Annotated in this window: 15 protein-coding genes and 1 pseudogene; 5 read left to right on the top strand and 11 right to left on the bottom strand. The window is 71.8% G+C overall.

The window, feature by feature from the left end; translation table 11 throughout:
* Positions 1-72 precede the first annotated feature (72 nt).
* From glpK (FL583_RS04805) to FL583_RS04790, 4 genes are all read right to left on the bottom strand, one after another.
* On the bottom strand, positions 73-1,572 hold the full coding sequence (glpK, locus tag FL583_RS04805) for a glycerol kinase GlpK (RefSeq protein WP_142703251.1): 1,500 nt from the start codon (positions 1,570-1,572) through the stop codon (positions 73-75).
* Between the two features lie 43 nt (positions 1,573-1,615).
* Complete coding sequence (locus FL583_RS04800) at positions 1,616-3,328, bottom strand: glycerol-3-phosphate dehydrogenase/oxidase (protein ID WP_142703250.1); 1,713 nt, start codon at positions 3,326-3,328, stop codon at positions 1,616-1,618.
* Positions 3,329-3,393: 65 nt separating this feature from the next.
* Positions 3,394-4,899 carry a glycerol kinase GlpK gene (gene glpK, locus FL583_RS04795; RefSeq protein WP_142703249.1) on the bottom strand — a complete coding sequence of 502 codons (1,506 nt, stop codon included), beginning with the start codon at positions 4,897-4,899 and terminating at the stop codon, positions 3,394-3,396.
* Positions 4,900-4,911: 12 nt separating this feature from the next.
* Positions 4,912-5,766, bottom strand: coding sequence for an MIP/aquaporin family protein (locus FL583_RS04790; RefSeq protein WP_142703248.1), 855 nt, complete (start codon positions 5,764-5,766; stop codon positions 4,912-4,914).
* A gap of 138 nt (positions 5,767-5,904) precedes the next feature.
* Here FL583_RS04790 and FL583_RS04785 point away from each other — a divergent pair, with 138 nt between their 5' ends.
* Genes FL583_RS04785 through FL583_RS04775 form a run of 3 tightly spaced genes read left to right on the top strand, consistent with a single transcriptional unit; the run spans position 5,905 to position 8,293 of the window.
* The gene (locus FL583_RS04785; RefSeq protein WP_142703247.1) at positions 5,905-6,663 is read left to right on the top strand and encodes an IclR family transcriptional regulator; all 759 of its coding nucleotides are present in this window, start codon (positions 5,905-5,907) and stop codon (positions 6,661-6,663) included.
* Positions 6,664-6,668: 5 nt separating this feature from the next.
* Positions 6,669-7,229, top strand: a complete 561-nt coding sequence (locus FL583_RS04780; protein WP_142703246.1) for a DUF2238 domain-containing protein — start codon at positions 6,669-6,671, stop codon at positions 7,227-7,229.
* 59 nt (positions 7,230-7,288) lie between these two features.
* Complete coding sequence (locus FL583_RS04775; RefSeq protein WP_170323483.1) at positions 7,289-8,293, top strand: LamG domain-containing protein; 1,005 nt, start codon at positions 7,289-7,291, stop codon at positions 8,291-8,293.
* On the opposite strand, the gene FL583_RS04770 is transcribed toward FL583_RS04775, so the two are convergent.
* Positions 8,271-8,762 carry a MarR family winged helix-turn-helix transcriptional regulator gene (locus FL583_RS04770; protein WP_142703244.1) on the bottom strand — a complete coding sequence of 164 codons (492 nt, stop codon included), beginning with the start codon at positions 8,760-8,762 and terminating at the stop codon, positions 8,271-8,273. The genes FL583_RS04775 and FL583_RS04770 overlap by 23 nt on opposite strands.
* 47 nt (positions 8,763-8,809) lie before the next feature.
* On the opposite strand from FL583_RS04770, the gene FL583_RS04765 reads away from it, so the two are divergent.
* Complete coding sequence (locus tag FL583_RS04765) at positions 8,810-9,802, top strand: EamA family transporter (protein WP_142703243.1); 993 nt, start codon at positions 8,810-8,812, stop codon at positions 9,800-9,802.
* Positions 9,803-9,812: 10 nt separating this feature from the next.
* On the opposite strand, the pseudogene FL583_RS42790 reads toward FL583_RS04765, so the two are convergent.
* Together FL583_RS42790 and FL583_RS04755 are read right to left on the bottom strand one after the other, a co-directional pair.
* A pseudogene (locus tag FL583_RS42790) lies at positions 9,813-9,956 on the bottom strand (antibiotic biosynthesis monooxygenase); the annotation flags it as partial.
* Between the two features lie 43 nt (positions 9,957-9,999).
* On the bottom strand, positions 10,000-10,371 hold the full coding sequence (locus FL583_RS04755; RefSeq protein ID WP_170323482.1) for a response regulator: 372 nt from the start codon (positions 10,369-10,371) through the stop codon (positions 10,000-10,002).
* 43 nt (positions 10,372-10,414) lie between these two features.
* On the opposite strand from FL583_RS04755, the gene FL583_RS04750 reads away from it, so the two are divergent.
* Positions 10,415-11,524, top strand: coding sequence for a class II histone deacetylase (locus FL583_RS04750; RefSeq protein ID WP_142703240.1), 1,110 nt, complete (start codon positions 10,415-10,417; stop codon positions 11,522-11,524).
* On the opposite strand, the gene FL583_RS04745 is transcribed toward FL583_RS04750, so the two are convergent.
* The 4 genes from FL583_RS04745 to lat are packed head-to-tail and all read right to left on the bottom strand — an operon-like array spanning position 11,488 to position 16,206.
* On the bottom strand, positions 11,488-11,877 hold the full coding sequence (locus tag FL583_RS04745; protein ID WP_142703239.1) for a VOC family protein: 390 nt from the start codon (positions 11,875-11,877) through the stop codon (positions 11,488-11,490). The genes FL583_RS04750 and FL583_RS04745 overlap by 37 nt on opposite strands.
* An 11-nt stretch (positions 11,878-11,888) precedes the next feature.
* The gene (gene amaB / locus FL583_RS04740; protein ID WP_142703238.1) at positions 11,889-13,397 is read right to left on the bottom strand and encodes an L-piperidine-6-carboxylate dehydrogenase; all 1,509 of its coding nucleotides are present in this window, start codon (positions 13,395-13,397) and stop codon (positions 11,889-11,891) included.
* A complete protein-coding gene (locus tag FL583_RS04735) occupies positions 13,394-14,875 on the bottom strand; it encodes a VOC family protein (protein ID WP_205751851.1) in 1,482 nt (493 codons plus the stop codon). The genes amaB and FL583_RS04735 overlap by 4 nt, the downstream gene beginning before the upstream one ends.
* The gene (lat, locus tag FL583_RS04730) at positions 14,875-16,206 is read right to left on the bottom strand and encodes an L-lysine 6-transaminase (RefSeq protein WP_142703237.1); all 1,332 of its coding nucleotides are present in this window, start codon (positions 16,204-16,206) and stop codon (positions 14,875-14,877) included. The genes FL583_RS04735 and lat overlap by 1 nt, the downstream gene beginning before the upstream one ends.
* Positions 16,207-16,224: the final 18 nt, after the last annotated feature.

Raw genomic sequence — 16,224 nt, 5'->3', positions numbered from 1 at the left:
CAACGGCCCCAGCGGACCCGCCACAGCCGCCGCGGACGCGGACTGCCCCGACGGGCCGCCGCGGCCCAAGCATCAGCTCGCGTGAGGCCGAATCCAGCCGAACGTCCGCTCCACCGCCCGCTGCCAATTGTCGTACTCCTCGGCCCGCCGGTCCGCCGCCATCGCCGGGCTCCATTGCGCCGCTCGGTGCCAGTTCTGCCGCAGCGCGGCCAGATCGGCCCAGTACCCCACCGCGAGCCCGGCCGCGTACGCGGCCCCCAGCGACACCGTCTCCGCGACCATCGGCCGCACCACCGGCACGTCCAAGACATCAGCCACGAACTGCATCAGCAGGTTGTCCGACGTCATCCCGCCGTCGACCCGGAGCGTGCGCAACTCCAGGCCGGAGTCGGCGTTCATCGCGTCGACGACCTCGCGGGTCTGCCAGCCGGTGGCCTCCAGCACCGCCCGGGCCAGGTGGCCCTTGGTGATGTACGACGTGAGCCCGACGATCACGCCCCGGGCCTCGCTCCGCCAGTACGGCGCGAACAAGCCCGAGAACGCCGGGACGATGTAGCAGCCGCCGTTGTCGTCGACCGAGCGGGCCAGCGTCTCGATCTCCGGCGCGGTCGAGATCAGCCCGAGCGAGTCGCGGAACCACTGCACCAGCGAGCCGGTGATCGCGATCGAGCCTTCCAGCGCGTACGTCGCCGGCGAACCGCCGATCTGGTACCCCACCGTGGACAACAGCCCGTGCGTCGACCGCACGACCTCCGCCCCGGTGTTCAGCAGCAGGAACGAGCCGGTGCCGTACGTGCACTTCGCGTCGCCCGGGGAGAAGCACACCTGGCCGAACAGCGCCGCCTGCTGGTCTCCCAACGCCGCCGTGATCGACACTCCCGGCAGCACCGAGGTACACACCCCGTACACCTCGGCCGAGGACCGGATCTCCGGCAGGATCGCGGCGGGGATGCCGAAGAATTCCAACTGCGCCGGGCTCCACTGGAGCGTCCGCAGGTCCATCAGCATCGTCCGCGACGCGTTGGTGACGTCGGTGACGTGCGCACCGCCGGTGAGGTTCCAGATCAGCCAGGTCTCCATCGTCCCGAACAGGATCTCGCCCCGCTCGGCCCGCTCACGCAGCCCCGGCACGTGGTCGAGCTGCCAGCGCAGCTTCGGCGCCGAGAAGTACGTGGCCAGCGGTAACCCGCAGCGAGCCTCGGCGGCGGCCGCGCCGGGCAGCGCGGCCAGCTCTTCGACCAGCGCGTCGGCCCGCATGTCCTGCCAGACCAGCGCCTGCCCGACCGGCTCCCCGGTGTGCCTGTCCCACAGCACGCAGGTCTCGCGCTGGTTCGCGATGCCGATGCCGACGACCTGGCTGCCGTCGATGCCCGCCTCGGCCACCGCGCGCGGGACGATGCGCCGGACGTTCCGCCAGATCTCGGCCGCGTCGTGCTCGACCCAGCCCGGCCGGGGATAGAGCTGACGGTGCTCGCGCTGCGCCACCGACACCAACCGGCCGAGCTGGTCGAACACGATGCAGCGGGTGGAGGTCGTCCCCTGGTCGATCGCGATGACGTACCGCGAAACCATGCTCGGCCCTCCTCCCGGTCGCCGATAGTCAGATCCTAGATACTCATCGCGCCAACGGGACCACATCGGCGGCGCCCAGCCGCGTCGCGTCCGCGGTCTCGTCGTCGGGCTGATTCTGGGAGGCGCGCTCGGCCTCGACGCGACGCAGGTAGTTCTCGACCTCGCGTTCCACCTGCTCGTCACTCCAGCCGAGGACCCCGGCCATCAGCTCCGCGGCCGGCCGCGCAGCGGCCACCCCGCGGTCGGCGACCTCGATCGAGATCCGGGTCCGGCGGGTCAGGACGTCTTCCAGGTGCCGGGCGCCCTCGTGCGAGGCCGCGTAGACGATCTCGACCCGCAGGTAATCCTCGGCGCCGTCGAGCGCCGCGCCCAACGACGAGTCCGACGCCACCAGAGCCAGCAGTTCGTCCACCAGCGACCCGTACCGTCCGAGCAGGTGCTCGACCCGGGCGACGTGCAGGCCCGACCGCGCCGCGATCGCGTGACGCTGGTTGCGCAGGGCCCGGAAGCCCTCGGCCCCGAGCAGCGGCACCGTGTCGGTGCACGACTTCGGCGCCCCGCGGTCGAGCGCGTGGACGGCCGCGTCGACGGCGTCCCGGGCCATCACCCGGTACGTCGTGTACTTGCCGCCGGCCACGACGACAAGCCCCGGCTGCGGTGACGCCACCGTGTGCTCGCGGGAGAGCTGCGACGTCGACTCGGACTCCCCGGCCAGCAGCGGCCGCAGCCCGGCGTAGACGCCGACGACGTCGTCCTTGGTCAGCGGCGTGATCAGCACCTTGTTGACCTCGGTGAGCAGGTACTCGATGTCCCGGCTGGACGCGGCCGGGTGGGCCTTGTCGAGCGCCCAGTCGGTGTCGGTGGTGCCGACGATCCAGTGCCGGCCCCAGGGAATCACGAACAGCACCGACGACGCCGTGCGCAGGATGAGCCCGGTCGAGGACTGGATCCGGTCGCGGGGCACCAGCAGGTGGATGCCCTTCGAGGCCCGGACGTGGAACTGCCCGCGCTCCCCCACCATCGCCTGGGTGTCGTCGGTCCATACCCCGGTCGCGTTGATGACCTGCTTGGCCCGGATCTCCAGCACCCGGTCGTGCTCCAGGTCGCGGACCCGGACGCCGGTGACGCGCTCGGACTCCCGCAGGAACCCGATCACCGGGGCCCGGGACAGCACGTGCGCTCCGTAGGCCGCGGCGGTGCGCGCGAGGAACATCGTGTGCCGGGCGTCGTCCACCTGGGCGTCGTAGTACTGCAGGGCGCCCACCAGGGCGTCCTTCCGCAAGGAAGGACACGCCCGCAACGCACCGCGGCGGGTCAGGTGCCGGTGGTGCGGCAGGCCGCGGCCGGAGCTGGACGCGCTGAGCACGTCGTAGAGCGCGACCCCGGACCCGGCGTAGAGCCGCTCCCAGCCGCGGTGCTTGAGCGGATAGAGGAAGCGGACCGGGCGCACCAGGTGCGGCGCCAGCCGCTGGACGAGCAGCCCGCGCTCGTGCAGCGCCTCCCGGACCAGCCCGAAGTCGAGCATCTCCAGATATCGCAGGCCACCGTGGATCAGCTTGCTCGACCGGCTGGACGTGCCGCTGGCGAAGTCGCGCGCCTCCACCAGCGCCACGGACAGCCCGCGGGTCACCGCGTCCAGCGCCGCGCCGGCGCCGACCACCCCTCCGCCGATCACTACGACGTCCAGTTCCTCGCCGTTGCCCAGCGTGCCGAGCGCCGTCTCCCGGGCCTCGGGCGAAAGCCTGCCGGTGTCCATCGATGCTCCCCTCGGGATGCGCGGGGCGGCCGGAGGGCCGCCCCGCGGACCAGTGCGTGCCCAGCTCAGTCGACGTCAACCCAGTCGAGCGTGCGCTCGACCGCCTTGCGCCACTTCGCGTAGCCCTCGCTGCGCCGGTCTTCGTCCCAACTCGGCTGCCAACGCTCCGACTCGTTCCAGTTCTCGCGCAGCTCGTCGGTGTTCTTCCAGAACCCGGTGGCGAGCCCGGCCGCGTAGGCCGCGCCGAGCGCGGTGGTCTCCGCGACCACCGGCCGGCTGACCGGCACCCCGAGGATGTCGGCCTGCAGCTGCATGCACAGGCTGTTGGCCGTCACCCCGCCGTCGACCTTGAGGACGTCGAGCGTGACGCCGGAGTCCTGCTCCATGGCCTCGGCGACGTCCCGGCTCTGGTAGCAGATCGACTCCAGCGTGGCCCGGGCCAGGTGCGCGTTCGTGTTGTACCGGGACAGGCCGACGATCGCGCCTCGGGCGTCCGACCGCCAGTACGGGGCGAACAGGCCGGAGAACGCCGGGACGAAGTACACGCCGCCGTTGTCGTCGACCTGGCGGGCCAGCGACTCGCTCTGGGACGCGCCGCTGATGATGCCGAGCTGGTCGCGCAGCCACTGCACGGCCGAGCCGGTGACCGCGATCGAGCCCTCCAGCGCGTACGTGGCCGGCTGGTCGCCGAACTGGTAGCAGACGGTGGTGAGCAGCCCGTTCTCCGAGCGGACCAGCTCGGTGCCGGTGTTGAGCAGCAGGAAGTTGCCGGTGCCGTAGGTGTTCTTGGCCTCGCCGGGCGAGAAGCAGACCTGGCCGACGGTGGCGGCCTGCTGGTCGCCGAGGTCGCCGGTGAGGGGCACCGCGCCGCGCAGCGGCCCGTTCGCGTCCAGCTCGCCGTAGCCGTTGGGATCGGACGACGGACGGATCTCGGGCAGCATCGACCGCGGGATGTTGAAGAAGCCGAGCAGCTCGTCGTCCCAGTCGAGCGTCTCGAGGTTCATCAGCATCGTGCGGCTGGCGTTCGTGACGTCGGTGACGTGGGCGCCGCCGGTCAGGTTCCAGATCAGCCAGGAGTCGGTGTTGCCGAAGATCGCGTTGCCCTCCTCGGCGGCCTGGCGCACCCCGTCGACGTTCTCGAGGATCCACTGGATCTTGCCGCCGGAGAAGTACGTGGCCGGCGGCAGGCCGGCCTTCTGCCGGATGGTCTGGCCGCGCTCGTCGCGGTCGAGCGCGGACGCGATGCGGTCGGTGCGCGTGTCTTGCCAGACGATCGCGTTGTAGTACGGGCGACCGGTGCGCTTGTCCCACACCACGGTCGTCTCGCGCTGGTTGGTGATGCCGAGCGCGGCGAGGTCGGACGCGGAGATGTTCAGGTTGTTCATCGCGGTACGGATCACCGAGGCGGTGCGCTCCCAGATCTCCACCGGGTTGTGCTCGACCCAGCCGGCCTGCGGCAGGATCTGCTCGTGCTCGAGTTGGTGACGGCCGACCTCGTTGCCACCGTGGTCGAAGACCATGAACCGGGTGCTGGTCGTGCCCTGATCGACTGCGCCGACGAAATCAGGCATGGTCTGTAGCTCCTAAGCGATCTTCTCGGTGGTGCGGGTGTCCCGGGCATCGGCGGACGGCAGGTCGCCCGGCTCCTGCGGCTGGTCGGACGGCAGGAATCGGCCGATGAGCAGACCGTAGAGGCCGGCACCGACAAGAGCGCCGATGATCGGGGCGATGATCGGCACCCAGAAATACAAGTTGCCGTACTGGTCGCTCCAGGCCGTTTCGTACCCGGTCAGGTAGGAGGCCAGGCGGGGCCCGAAGTCACGCGCCGGGTTGATCGCGTAGCCCGCGTCCGTGCCCCAGGCCATGCCGATCGCGACCACCAGGAACCCGATGATCAGCGGCGTGAGGTTGGCCAGCGGCGGGTTGTTGCGCAGGTCGGTGAGCGCCAGGATGACGAACAGCAGGATCGCGGTGCCGATGACCTGGTCGCGGAAGGCGCCCCACTCCGAGACCGGTAGGCCGCCGTTGCCGGGCAGCGTCGAGAAGACGCCCTGGGTCTTGATCGTGTTGCCCGGGTCGACCTTGGCCAGCACTTCGCTGTAGTTCCAGCGGACGAGCAGCGCGGCGACGAACGCCCCGGCCGTCTGGGCGACGATGAAGGCCGGGACCTTGCGCCAGGAAAAGCCTTTGAACACCGCGAGGGCGATCGTGACCGCCGGGTTGAGGTGCGCGCCGCTGATCCGGCCGGCGACGAACACGCCGAGCGTCACGCCGAAGCCCCACGCCCAGGCGATGCTGTCGTGGTCGCCGAGCTCACCGCCGACCACCTGGGCGACGACGCCGCATCCGAACAGGATGAGGATCATCGTCCCGGCGAACTCCGCCGCCATCTCACCGACTGTGCCTGGGACCTTCGGAATCTTGAACCGTTCCGCCATTGGACCTCCCGGGGCAGGGGCCGAGGGCCGCCACTGGCCTGATCTCGGCCGTGATACGGGTCAGACGCTAGGAACGCTTTTTGCCCGCCTCAACGGGGTTCGTTCGACATTGTCGAATTCGGGTTTATGGTCGGAGGCGTGCCGGGCTCGGTGCAGTCGATCGAGCGAGCCGCCGCGATCCTGCGGTTGCTCGCCGAAGCGGCGGGCCCGATGCGGGTCAGCGAGATCGCCGAGGCGCTCGGCCTGGCCACGCCGACGACCCACGGCCTGTTACGGACGCTGTGCCAGGTGGGTTTCGTGTCCCAGGACGGCGCCGGCGGCAAGTACCGGCTCGGGGCCGCGCTGCTCGACCTCGGCGGCGGCCCGCTCGACCTCAACGAGCTGCGGTCCCACGCGATCAACTGGGCCGACCCGCTGGCCGCCCGCACCGGCGAGGCGGTGCGCATCGGCGCGTTACAGAGTGGCGCGGTCGTCATCGTCCATCACGTGTTCCGTCCGGACGACACCCAGCAGAAGCTCGACGTCGGATCGTCGCTGCCCGCGCACGCCACCGCGCTCGGCAAGGCGCTGCTGGCGTACGCGCCGAACCTCGCCGTGTTCGTGTCGAAAGGATTACCGCCGTACAGCCACCGGACGATCACGACGGTGGCCGGGCTCCGGGCCGCGCTGGGTCAGGTGCGCCAGCGCGGCTGGGCGTCGGAGGTCGAGGAGATGACGGTCGGCCAGGCCGGGGTCGCGGTGCCGATCCGCGGGCCGGGCGGGCTCGTCGTCGGGGCGATCGGGGTGTCGGGAGCGGTCGACCGGATCTGTGACCCGTCGGGCCGGCCGCGGCCGGGGGTGGTGAGCCGGGTACGGGAGGCCGCCCGCGCGGTGTCGAGGGACCTCGCGGAGAATTAGCCGCCGTGCGCAAGTGGATCGCTCCGGCCGCCGTGTTGATCGCTACCGTGGCGCAGTTGGTGGTGGCCAGTTTCAGCGACCTGCCGCAGTTCGCGGGCAAGGGGTTCGCGGCCCGGCTGGTGCTCTACCCGGTGATGATGCTGATCGTGCCGGTGGCCTGGCGGCTGTGGGGGTCGGGGCCTCCGCCGGTGGTCGGGTTCACGCTGATCATGCTGCCGTTCCTGATCGACGTCACCGGGAACACGCTGAACCTGTACGACTCGATCTCCTGGTGGGACGACGCGAACCACTTCGTGAACTGGTTCCTGCTGTGTCTGGGGCTGGCGCTGGTGCTCCGGGTGGCCGATCTCCGGCCCGCCTGGGTGCGTTTCGGGCTGGTGATCGGCGGTGGGGCGCTGCTGGCGCTGATCTGGGAACTCGGCGAGTGGTACGCGTTCATCCGGCACGGCACCGAGCTCGACACCGCGTACGAGGACACGCTCGGCGACATGACGCTGGGCACGTGCGGGGCGGTGCTCGCGGTGGTGGTTCTGACCGCCATGCAGCGGCGTGTGCGGTCGAGTTAGCACGGTTCAGTGCGATATGAACCCTTCCGCGACGGAGGGGGCGGCTAATGAGCCGATGGATGTTGATCGCCGTGATGGCCATGCTCGCCGCGGCCCCGGCCGCGGCGGGCGCGGCGCCCGCTCCGGCCGCGCCGGGGGTGGTGCTCGAGTCGTTGACGGTGGCGGACACGGCCGAGGACGGGCAGCAGGTCTCCGCGTCCGCGCGGCTGCGGGCCACCGCCGAGTCGGTCCCGGTCGACGCGATCGCCGTCGCGGTCCGCGACTCCAACGGACGGCACTTCGACTTCCCCGGCGCGTCCGCGGCCACGATCCCGTCGTCCGGCTTCACGCTGACGACCGGCGCGCGGACGTTCCCGGCCGGCGACTACCGCATCCTGGTCGCGGTGAAGGCGGGCGGGCACTGGACCGGGCTCACCCCGTACCGCTACCTGACCGTGCGGGCGAATCCGGTGACGTTCCGGCAGGACTTCAGCGGACCGGCCGACGCCGGCCCGAACTACGGGCTGACCACCGCGATGTGGTTCGGCACCGACCGGGCCCGGCTCGACGGGCTCGGGCATCTCGTCCTGAGCGCCGACCGGCTCTCGATGCTCGACACGTCCGGTAACGACGGCGCTGCGGCCTGGACGCAGCAGGGCGGCCACGTCGAGATCCGGATGGCCGCGCCCTCGGGCGGGCAGGCGATCCGCGCCGGGTTCCGCACGATCGGCGCGGACGCCGCCGCCACCGGCCGGGCCGCCACCGGCCGCATCGACATCGCCTCGATCGACGGCGGGCAGCCCGGCGTCGTCGGGCAGTACGCCCACGGCGGGACGCCGGACCTGAACTTCGGAGCCGTCGCACCGGTGAGCGGCGACTGGCACGTGTACGCGCTCGACTGGCGGTCGGGTGCCGACGGCTCCCTGAAGTGGTCGGTCGACGGCGTCGTAACCCAGGAACTGACCGCGGCCAGGGCCGGCGCCGCCTGGACCGCGTTCCGCCGCCCGCACGCCCTCGAACTCGAGACGAACGGCGGCGCGCTCGTCGTCGACTGGATCCGCGTCAGCCGCTATCCCGAGCGCTGAGCAGTTTCCCCAGCAACCCGGCCAGCGCCGCCCGCTCGTCCTTCGTGAGCGCGGCCAGAATCGACTCTTCGGTCGCCAGATGGGTGGGTAGGGTCCGCTCGACCGCTGCCTGGCCGGCAGGAGTCAGCGTCACCAGGCTGCCGCGGCCGTCGTCCGGGTTCGGCGACCGCTCGATCAGCCCGCGCGCTTCGAGCCGGTTGAGGCGCTGAGCGACCGCACTGGACGTGATCATCGCGTCGGCCGCCAGCGCCGCCGGGGTCAGCCGGTGCGGGGCACCGTTCCGGAGCAGCGTCGCGAGCACGTCGAACGATCCGCCGTCGAGGCCGTTGGCGGCGAAGTTCTTGGCCAGCTTCGCGTCGACCACGGCCGATACCCGCGAAAGACGCCCGATCACCGCCATCGGCGAGACATCCAGGTCGGGGCGCTCCTCGGCCCACTGGGCGAGGATCCGATCCACGTGGTCGCTCATGTCGTGCAACCCTAGCGAATTGCTAAGAGCTTAGTTATATTCGCTAAGTGCTTAGCAATCGGACGCTTCTCCTCACCGCGGTCGCGCCGGCGACCTGGGGAACCACGTACCTGGTCACGACCGAGCTGTTACCGCCCGGCCGTCCGCTGCTGGCCGGGGTGCTCCGGGCGCTCCCGGCCGGTCTGCTGCTGCTCGCGCTCACCCGCACGCTCCCCCAGGGCCACTGGTGGTGGCGGTCGCTGGTCCTCGGCACGCTCAACATCGGCGCGTTCTTCGCGTTGCTGTTCGTCGCCGCCTACCGGCTGCCCGGTGGGGTCGCGGCGATCGCCGGCGCGCTCCAGCCGCTGCTCGTCGCCGGTCTGGCGACGGTTGCGCTCGGCGAGCGGCTCCGCCTCCGGACCGTCCTCGCCGGTGCGGCCGGCATCGCCGGCGTCACGCTCGTCGTGCTGACCGCCCAGGCTCGTCCGGACGCTCTGGGGCTCGCCGCCGCGCTCGGCGGCGCGGCGTCGATGGCGGCCGGGATCGTGCTGGCCAAGCGGTGGACGTCACCCGCTTCACCCCTCACGACGACGGCCTGGCAGCTGATCGCCGGCGGGCTGGTGCTGGCGCCGCTCGCGTTCGTGGTCGAGGGCGCGCCACCGCACCTGTCGGCCCCGGCGATCGGCGGGTACACGTACCTGTCGATCGTCGGCACCGGGCTGGCCTACGTGCTCTGGTTCCGGGGACTGGCCGTGCTGCCCGCCGGCTCGACGTCGTTCCTCGGCCTGCTCAGCCCGGTCGTCGCGGTGCTGGCCGGCTGGCTCGTCGCCGATCAGGCCCTGACGCCGGCCCAGGCGGCCGGGGTCGTGATCGCGCTGGCCGCCGTCGTCGTCGCGACCCGTCCCGAGCCGCACCCCTCCGCCGCCGGGGCTAGGGCGCTTCTACGCTGGAGATCCGGTACTTCTGTACGGACGCGTCGCGTACCTCCGGCAGGTCGAGCTCCGGGCCGCCGGAGTTCCGGAACCGGAGCAGGTCCTCGTCCGACTCCCATCGCTCCATGATCACGATCCGCCCCGGGTCGAGCGGATCCGGCGCCTGCACGAAGTCGGCGCACCCGGCGAAGTCGCGCGCCAGCGCGGTCACCGACGCGACCCCGTCCAGGTACCGATCACGGTCGCTCGCGTCCACCCGGAGCCATCCGGCCACGATGATCATCAGCTGTCCCTCCCGTGGTCGACTCTCGACCGCAGGGTAAGACTCACAGCACGGGTCTGGGGCGCACCAGCTCGTCGACCGCGTCGCGCAGGTCCTTGGCCGCGAACGGCTTGGTCAGGTACGGACAGCCGGTCGCCTGCATCCGCGTCATGAGCTCGCCGGACGAGAGCACGGTGACGAACAGCGCGGGCAGCTCCGGATGCATCCGGCGCAGCTCCCCGAGCAGCTCCACCCCGTCCGTACCCGGCAGATCGACGTCGAGCACGGCGGCGTCCGGCGGCACGTCCCGGTCGAGCGTCCGCAGCGCCGCACCGGCCGTGGCCACCGGCACAACCGAGTGACCGGCCGCCTCGAACCGGTGGACCAGCAGGTCACGCAGATCGGGCTCGTCCTCCACCACCAGCAACCGCGCCATGTTCCTCCATCGGCAGCCCGGGGCCGGTCCTAAGTTCGGACCCATGACGACCGGGTGGGTGACGCACGAGCGGTACTACTGGCACGACACCGGCACGGCGGGCGGGCCGCTGCCGGTGAGCCGGTGGGTCGAGCCGATGGAGCACATCGAGAACCCGACCGCCAAGCGCCGGTTCGCCAACCTGGTCGCCGCCTCCGGGCTGCTCCCCCACCTCACCCCGATCGAGCCCCGCTACGCGGAACCGGCCGAGCTCACCCGTGTCCACACCCCGGCCTACGTCGCCGAGATCGAGGCCGCCGCGAACAACGGCGGCGGGAACCTCGGCGGCGGCACCCCGTTCGGCGAGTTCTCGTACGAGATCGCCCGGCTGTCGGCCGGTGGCGTGCTGGCCGCGGTCGAATCCGTCGTCTCCGGGGCGACCGCCAACGCCTACGCGCTGGTCCGGCCGCCCGGCCACCACGCCACCCCCGCCCACGGCCGGGGCTTCTGCCTGTTCAACAACGTCGCGATCGCGGCCCGCCACGCCCAGGAGGTGCTGGGCATCGAGCGGATCGCGATCGTCGACTGGGACGTCCACCACGGCAACGGCACCCAGGACACGTTCTGGGACGACCCGGACGTCCTCGCGATCTCGATCCACCAGGACGGCGTCTATCCGCCCGGGTCGGGGCCGGTCACCGACGTCGGCGGGCCCGGCGCCGAGGGCGCGACGATCAACGTGCCGCTGCCCCCGGGCTCCGGCGACGGCGCCTACCGGGCCGCGTTCGACCAGGTCGTCGTCCCGGCGCTCGATCGGTTCGGGCCCGGCCTGATCCTCGTCGCGTCGGGGTTCGACGCGAACGGCTTCGACCCGCTGGCCCGTCAGATGCTGCACTCGGAGTCCTACCGCGAGATGACCCGCCGGGTGATGGACGCCGCCGAGCGGCACTGCGACGGGCGGCTCGTGCTCGCGCACGAGGGCGGCTACTCGCCGTTCGCGGTGCCGTTCTGCGGGCTGGCGGTACTCGAGCAGCTCAGCGGCGTCCGGACCGAGGTGGAGGACCCGTACCTGCCGATCGTCGAGAACTACGACGGCCGACTACGGCCGCACCAGGCCGAGGCGATCGCCGAGGCGGCTCAGTCGGCCGGGCGCTCCTGGATCGTCCAGGAGTAACCGTCGGGGTCGTCGAAGAACACGAACGAGTTCCACGGTCCGCCGCGCCCGTCGACGCGGTCCGCGCCCTCGAAGTGCTGCACCGGGCTGACCGCCACACCGGCACCGGCCAGCTCGGCCCGGGCCACGTCCACGTCGGCGACGACGAACACGAGCGCGGGCCGGCCGCCGGTGTCATCGCCCGGCTTCAGCTGCACCGAGCACCCCGAGCCGGCCGCGGTGAGCTGCACGAACCGGTTCTCGCCCTCACCCATGTCGAGGTCGACCGCGAACCCCAGCTGCGAGGCGTAGAACCGCTTCGACGCGTCCACGTCCCGGACCGGGAGGATGACGACTTCCAGCGAACCGTCCACGCCGAGCAGGATTACACGAACGACACGTCCTGGGCGAGCAGCAATTGGCCCGAGGCGTTCACGGTGTTCGTCGCCCGGCGCATGTACGCCTTCCAGGCGTCCGACCCGGACTCGCGGCCGCCTCCGGTCTCCTTCTCGCCGCCGAACGCTCCGCCGATCTCCGCGCCGGACGTGCCGATGTTGACGTTCACGATCCCGCAGTCGGCTCCGTCGGCGGCCAGGAACCGCTCCGCTTCCTGCTGGTCCCGCGTGAAGACTCCGGACGACAGGCCCTGCGGCACGTCGTTGTGCAGCGCGATCGCCTCGTCGAACGTCTCGTAGGTCAGGACGTACAGGATCGGCGCGAACGTCTCGGTCCGTACGACGTCCGTCTGCGCGGGCATGCGGACGATCGCCGGCTCGGCGTAGTAGCCCCCTTCGGCACCGGCGACCTGACGACGCCCTCCGCCGACGAGCACCTCTCCCCCGTCGGCCCGGGCCGCGTCGAGCGCGGAGTTCATCGCTGAATACGCCGCCGCGTCCACCAGCGGGCCCACCAGCGTGTCGCCGTCCAGCGGGGACCCGATCGGCAGCTTTCCGTAGGCGCTCGTCAGCTTTCCGAGCAGCTCGTCGACCACCGACGAGTGGACGATCAGCCGGCGCAGCGTCGTGCACCGCTGGCCCGCGGTACCGGCCGCCGCGAACACCACGGCCCGCGTCGTGAGGTCCAGATCGGCCGACGGCGTGACGACCGCGGCGTTGTTGCCGCCCAGCTCCAGCAGGCTGCGGCCGAACCTCGCCGCGACCCGCGGACCGACCTCGCGCCCCATCCGGGTCGAGCCGGTAGCGGAGACCAACGGCACCAGCGGCGAGTCGACGAGCGCCTCGCCGACCTCCCGCGCACCGATCACCACGCGATGGAGATCCGCGGGCGCGGAGTGCTCGGCGATCGCCCGGTCGAGCAGCGCGGAGCAGGCCAGCGCGGTCAGCGGCGTCTTCTCCGACGGCTTCCAGACCACGGCGTCGCCGCAGACCAGCGCAACCGCGGTGTTCCACGACCAGACCGCGACCGGGAAGTTGAACGCCGAGATCACGCCGACGACGCCGAGCGGGTGCCAGGTCTCCATGAGCCGGTGCCCGGGGCGCTCGGACGGCATCGTCCGCCCGTACAGCTGCCGGGACAGCCCGACCGCGAAGTCGCAGACGTCGATCATCTCCTGGACCTCACCGAGCGCCTCGGAGCGGATCTTGCCCGCTTCCAGCGTCACCAGCGTGGCCAGTTCGTCCTTGTGCTCGCCGATCAGGCGTCCGAGCGTCTTCACCAGCGCGCCGCGGACCGGGGCGGGCACGACCCGCCACTCCAGGTACGCGGCGTGCGCGGCGGCGATCGCGGCGGCCGTCTCGGCCGCGTCGGCCTCGTGCACGGACAGCAGCTCCTCGCCGGTCAGCGGCGTCCGGACCGGCAGCGGTCCGGTCAGCGCGGCGTCCGCGACGCCACAGGCCTTGAGCGCGTTCCGCGCGCTCTCGTGCAGGTCGATCATGAGATCTCCAGGGTGAGCGCCTGCAGCGAGGCGCGCGTCAGTTCTTCATTGCGGACGATGGGGTCAGCGACGTCTCGGCCGAGCGCGTCGCTCATCCACCCGACGTCCCGGGCGGTGCCGGTGAGCGCGTCGTCGCGCTGCCCGGCGTCGGTGAGATTGGACTGGAAGATGCCCGCCGCCGACCGGGGCAGGAAGTCCTCGTAGACGATGGGTTCGCGCACCGCGATCCCGGCCGCGACGAGCGCGTGCACGTCGGGCCCGGCCCCGGCGGCTTCAAGGGCGCCCGGGGCAGCGGCGGCGGGCGCGGGAGCGCTGGGCGTCGCGCCGACGCGCGCGGCCTCCTCGGCGCGAACCGCGCCTCGCGCGAGCACCTCCCGGTCGGCCGCGCGGAGCGCGCGCAGCCGGTCCGGGGCGTCCGCGGCCGCGCGGTAGGTGAACGCGCCGAGGCCTCGGCGGTCGAGGTCCTCCTCGGTGGCCGGGAGGCGCTCGCGCCAGACCTCGGCCGCCACCTCCGTGCGTGGGCGGCCCGAGGCGGCGCGGCGGGCGTCGACCTCGGCCAGCAACTCGTCGTACAGGGACCGCCCGGCCGCGGTCAGCGCGATACCGCGGGCCTCGACCTCGCCGAACCGGACCCGCAGCTCGCCCGGCCCGTCGGTGAACCCGCGCGGCTCGGCCAGGGCCCGGAACGACGTCTGCCGGAGCAGGACGTCCGGGCCCTCCCAGGCCGGTGGCCCCTGGATCTCGTCGATCATCGTGACGCCGAGATCGGTCATCCGCCGGTAGAGCTCGTCGATGTCGAGCACCCGGGGCGTGAGGTGGTTGATGTGCGTGGACGACACCCCGCCGATGTCGGCGGCCACCGCCGAGATCCGGGCCAGCTCGTCGTACCAGCCCCGGTCGATCGGCTCCCGCGACAGCGCGAAGCAGGCCGTGGCCGCCTCGACGAACTCGGCCGCGTCGCTCCCCCCGAGACCGTGGTCACTCTCGGCTCGCGCGGCCAGCTCGAGAACCCGGGGCGGGAACAGCTGACGCCGGGCCAGAAACGTCTCCAGCCGCTCCTGCAGCGACGCCGAGAAGAACCGGCGGTCGTCGGTGACCAGCACCGACGTGAAGACCCGGAACGGGTTGCGGGCGAGCTCGCCCGCGTCGAGCGGCCGGAACGCCGTCGACACCACCGGCACCGAGGACGCCGACGCGTCACGCAGGTCGTAGAACCCCACCGGGTGCATGCCGAACCCGGCGAAGATCCGGCCGACCTGACGCAACTCCTCCGGCGTCCCGACCCGGATCGCGCCGTGCCGCTCGGCGGTGACCCGGCCGATGCTGCCCAGCCGCTCGGCGTCCGCACCGCGCTCGGCCAGGACGTCGGCGTTGACCTCGGCCGACACCCGCAGCAGCGTCGTATAGGCGGGCACCTCCCGCCCGTACATCTCCGACAGGGAGCGGGCGAACGCCGCCCGCAACTCCCACTGCTGCACTACGCCTCCAGACGGCTCAGGACCCGGTCGATCGCCGCGACTCCGGCGTCCAGTTCAGCCTCGCTGATCGTCAGGGCCGGACGGAAGCGGACGCTCCGGTTTCCACAGCCCAGCGCGAGCACGCTCTCGTCGAGCCGCAGCCCCTCGATCAGCGCGTCCCGCGTCGCCGCGTCGGGCAGCGTGAAGGCACACATCAGCCCGCGTCCGCGGACGTTGGTCACGGCTTCGTGCCGCTCGCCGAGCGTCCGCAAGAGGGTTTGGAGCCGATCGCCGAGAACGGCGGCCCGGGAGACGAGTTTCTCGTCGCGGACGACCTCGAGGATCCGGCGGGCCCGCACCATGTCGGTGAGGTTGCCACCCCAGGTGGAGTTGAGCCGGGAGCTGACCGCGAACACGTTGTCGGCGACCTCGTCGACGCGGCCGCCGGCCATGATGCCGCAGACCTGCGTCTTCTTGCCGAACGCGACGACGTCGGGGACGACGCCGAGCTGCTGGAAGGCCCAGTTGGTGCCGGTCAGGCCGACGCCGCTCTGGACCTCGTCGAGGATGAACAGCGCGTCGTGCTCGTGGCACAGGTCGCGGAGGGCCCGGACGAACTCCGGGCGGAAGTGGTGGTCGCCGCCCTCGCCCTGGATCGGCTCCATGATCGCGGCCGCGATGTCGTGCGGGTGGGCCTCGAACGCTTCCCGGGCCAGCTCCAGGGCTTCCTTCTCGGCCTGCTCGACGTCCACGCCGTCCCGGACGTACGGCGCCGGGATCCGGGGCCAGTCGAACTTCGGGAAGCGCGCGACCTTGTTCGGGTCGGTGTTCGTGAGCGACATCGTGTAGCCGGTGCGGCCGTGGAACGCGTGCTCGAGGTGGAGGATGCGGGTGCCGAGCGCCGGGTCGATGCCGTGGGCCTCGTTCCAGCGGCTCTTCCAGTCGAACGCGACCTTGAGCGCGTTCTCGACGGCCAGGCCGCCGCCCTCGATGAAGAACAGGTGCGGGAGCCGCTCGTCGCCGAGGACCTCGGCGAACGTCTCGACGAACCGGGCCATCTCGACGGTGTAGATGTCGGAGTTGCTGGGCTTGTTCAGCGCGGCCCGCAGCAGGTCGGCGCGGAACGTCTCGTCGCCGGCGAGCGCCGGGTGGTTCATGCCCAGCGCGGAGGACGCGAAGAACGTGAAGAGGTCGAGGTACTCGTGGCCGTCGCGGGCATCGACGAGCGTCGAGCCGTGCGAGGCGTCGAGGTCGAGTACGAGGTCGAATCCGTCGGCCAGGAGGTGCTTGCCGATCACGGCGTGCACGGAGCCTGCTCGGACCGCCTGCGGGGAATCCACGATCTGAGTCATGACACAACGCTAAGACGA

Source organism: Cryptosporangium phraense, assembly GCF_006912135.1.
Taxonomy (GTDB): Bacteria; Actinomycetota; Actinomycetes; order Mycobacteriales; family Cryptosporangiaceae; genus Cryptosporangium; species Cryptosporangium phraense.
The sequence above is the reverse complement of the archived record's forward strand: the minus strand, read 5'-3'. Positions and strand labels throughout refer to the sequence as shown.

Bases quoted from the DNA above. Each gene is read 5' to 3' on its own strand.
- FL583_RS04770 (WP_142703244.1), bottom strand. From the start codon at position 8,762: ATGAGCGACCACGTGGATCGGATCCTCGCCCAGTGGGCCGAGGAGCGC.
- FL583_RS04755 (WP_170323482.1), bottom strand. From the start codon at position 10,371: ATGGCGCGGTTGCTGGTGGTGGAGGACGAGCCCGATCTGCGTGACCTG.
- FL583_RS04790 (WP_142703248.1), bottom strand. From the start codon at position 5,766: ATGGCGGAACGGTTCAAGATTCCGAAGGTCCCAGGCACAGTCGGTGAG.
- glpK (WP_142703251.1), bottom strand. From the start codon at position 1,572: ATGGTTTCGCGGTACGTCATCGCGATCGACCAGGGGACGACCTCCACC.
- FL583_RS04750 (WP_142703240.1), top strand. From the start codon at position 10,415: ATGACGACCGGGTGGGTGACGCACGAGCGGTACTACTGGCACGACACC.
- FL583_RS04775 (WP_170323483.1), top strand. From the start codon at position 7,289: ATGTTGATCGCCGTGATGGCCATGCTCGCCGCGGCCCCGGCCGCGGCG.
- lat (WP_142703237.1), bottom strand. From the start codon at position 16,206: ATGACTCAGATCGTGGATTCCCCGCAGGCGGTCCGAGCAGGCTCCGTG.
- FL583_RS04800 (WP_142703250.1), bottom strand. From the start codon at position 3,328: ATGGACACCGGCAGGCTTTCGCCCGAGGCCCGGGAGACGGCGCTCGGC.
- glpK (WP_142703249.1), bottom strand. From the start codon at position 4,899: ATGCCTGATTTCGTCGGCGCAGTCGATCAGGGCACGACCAGCACCCGG.
- amaB (WP_142703238.1), bottom strand. From the start codon at position 13,397: ATGATCGACCTGCACGAGAGCGCGCGGAACGCGCTCAAGGCCTGTGGC.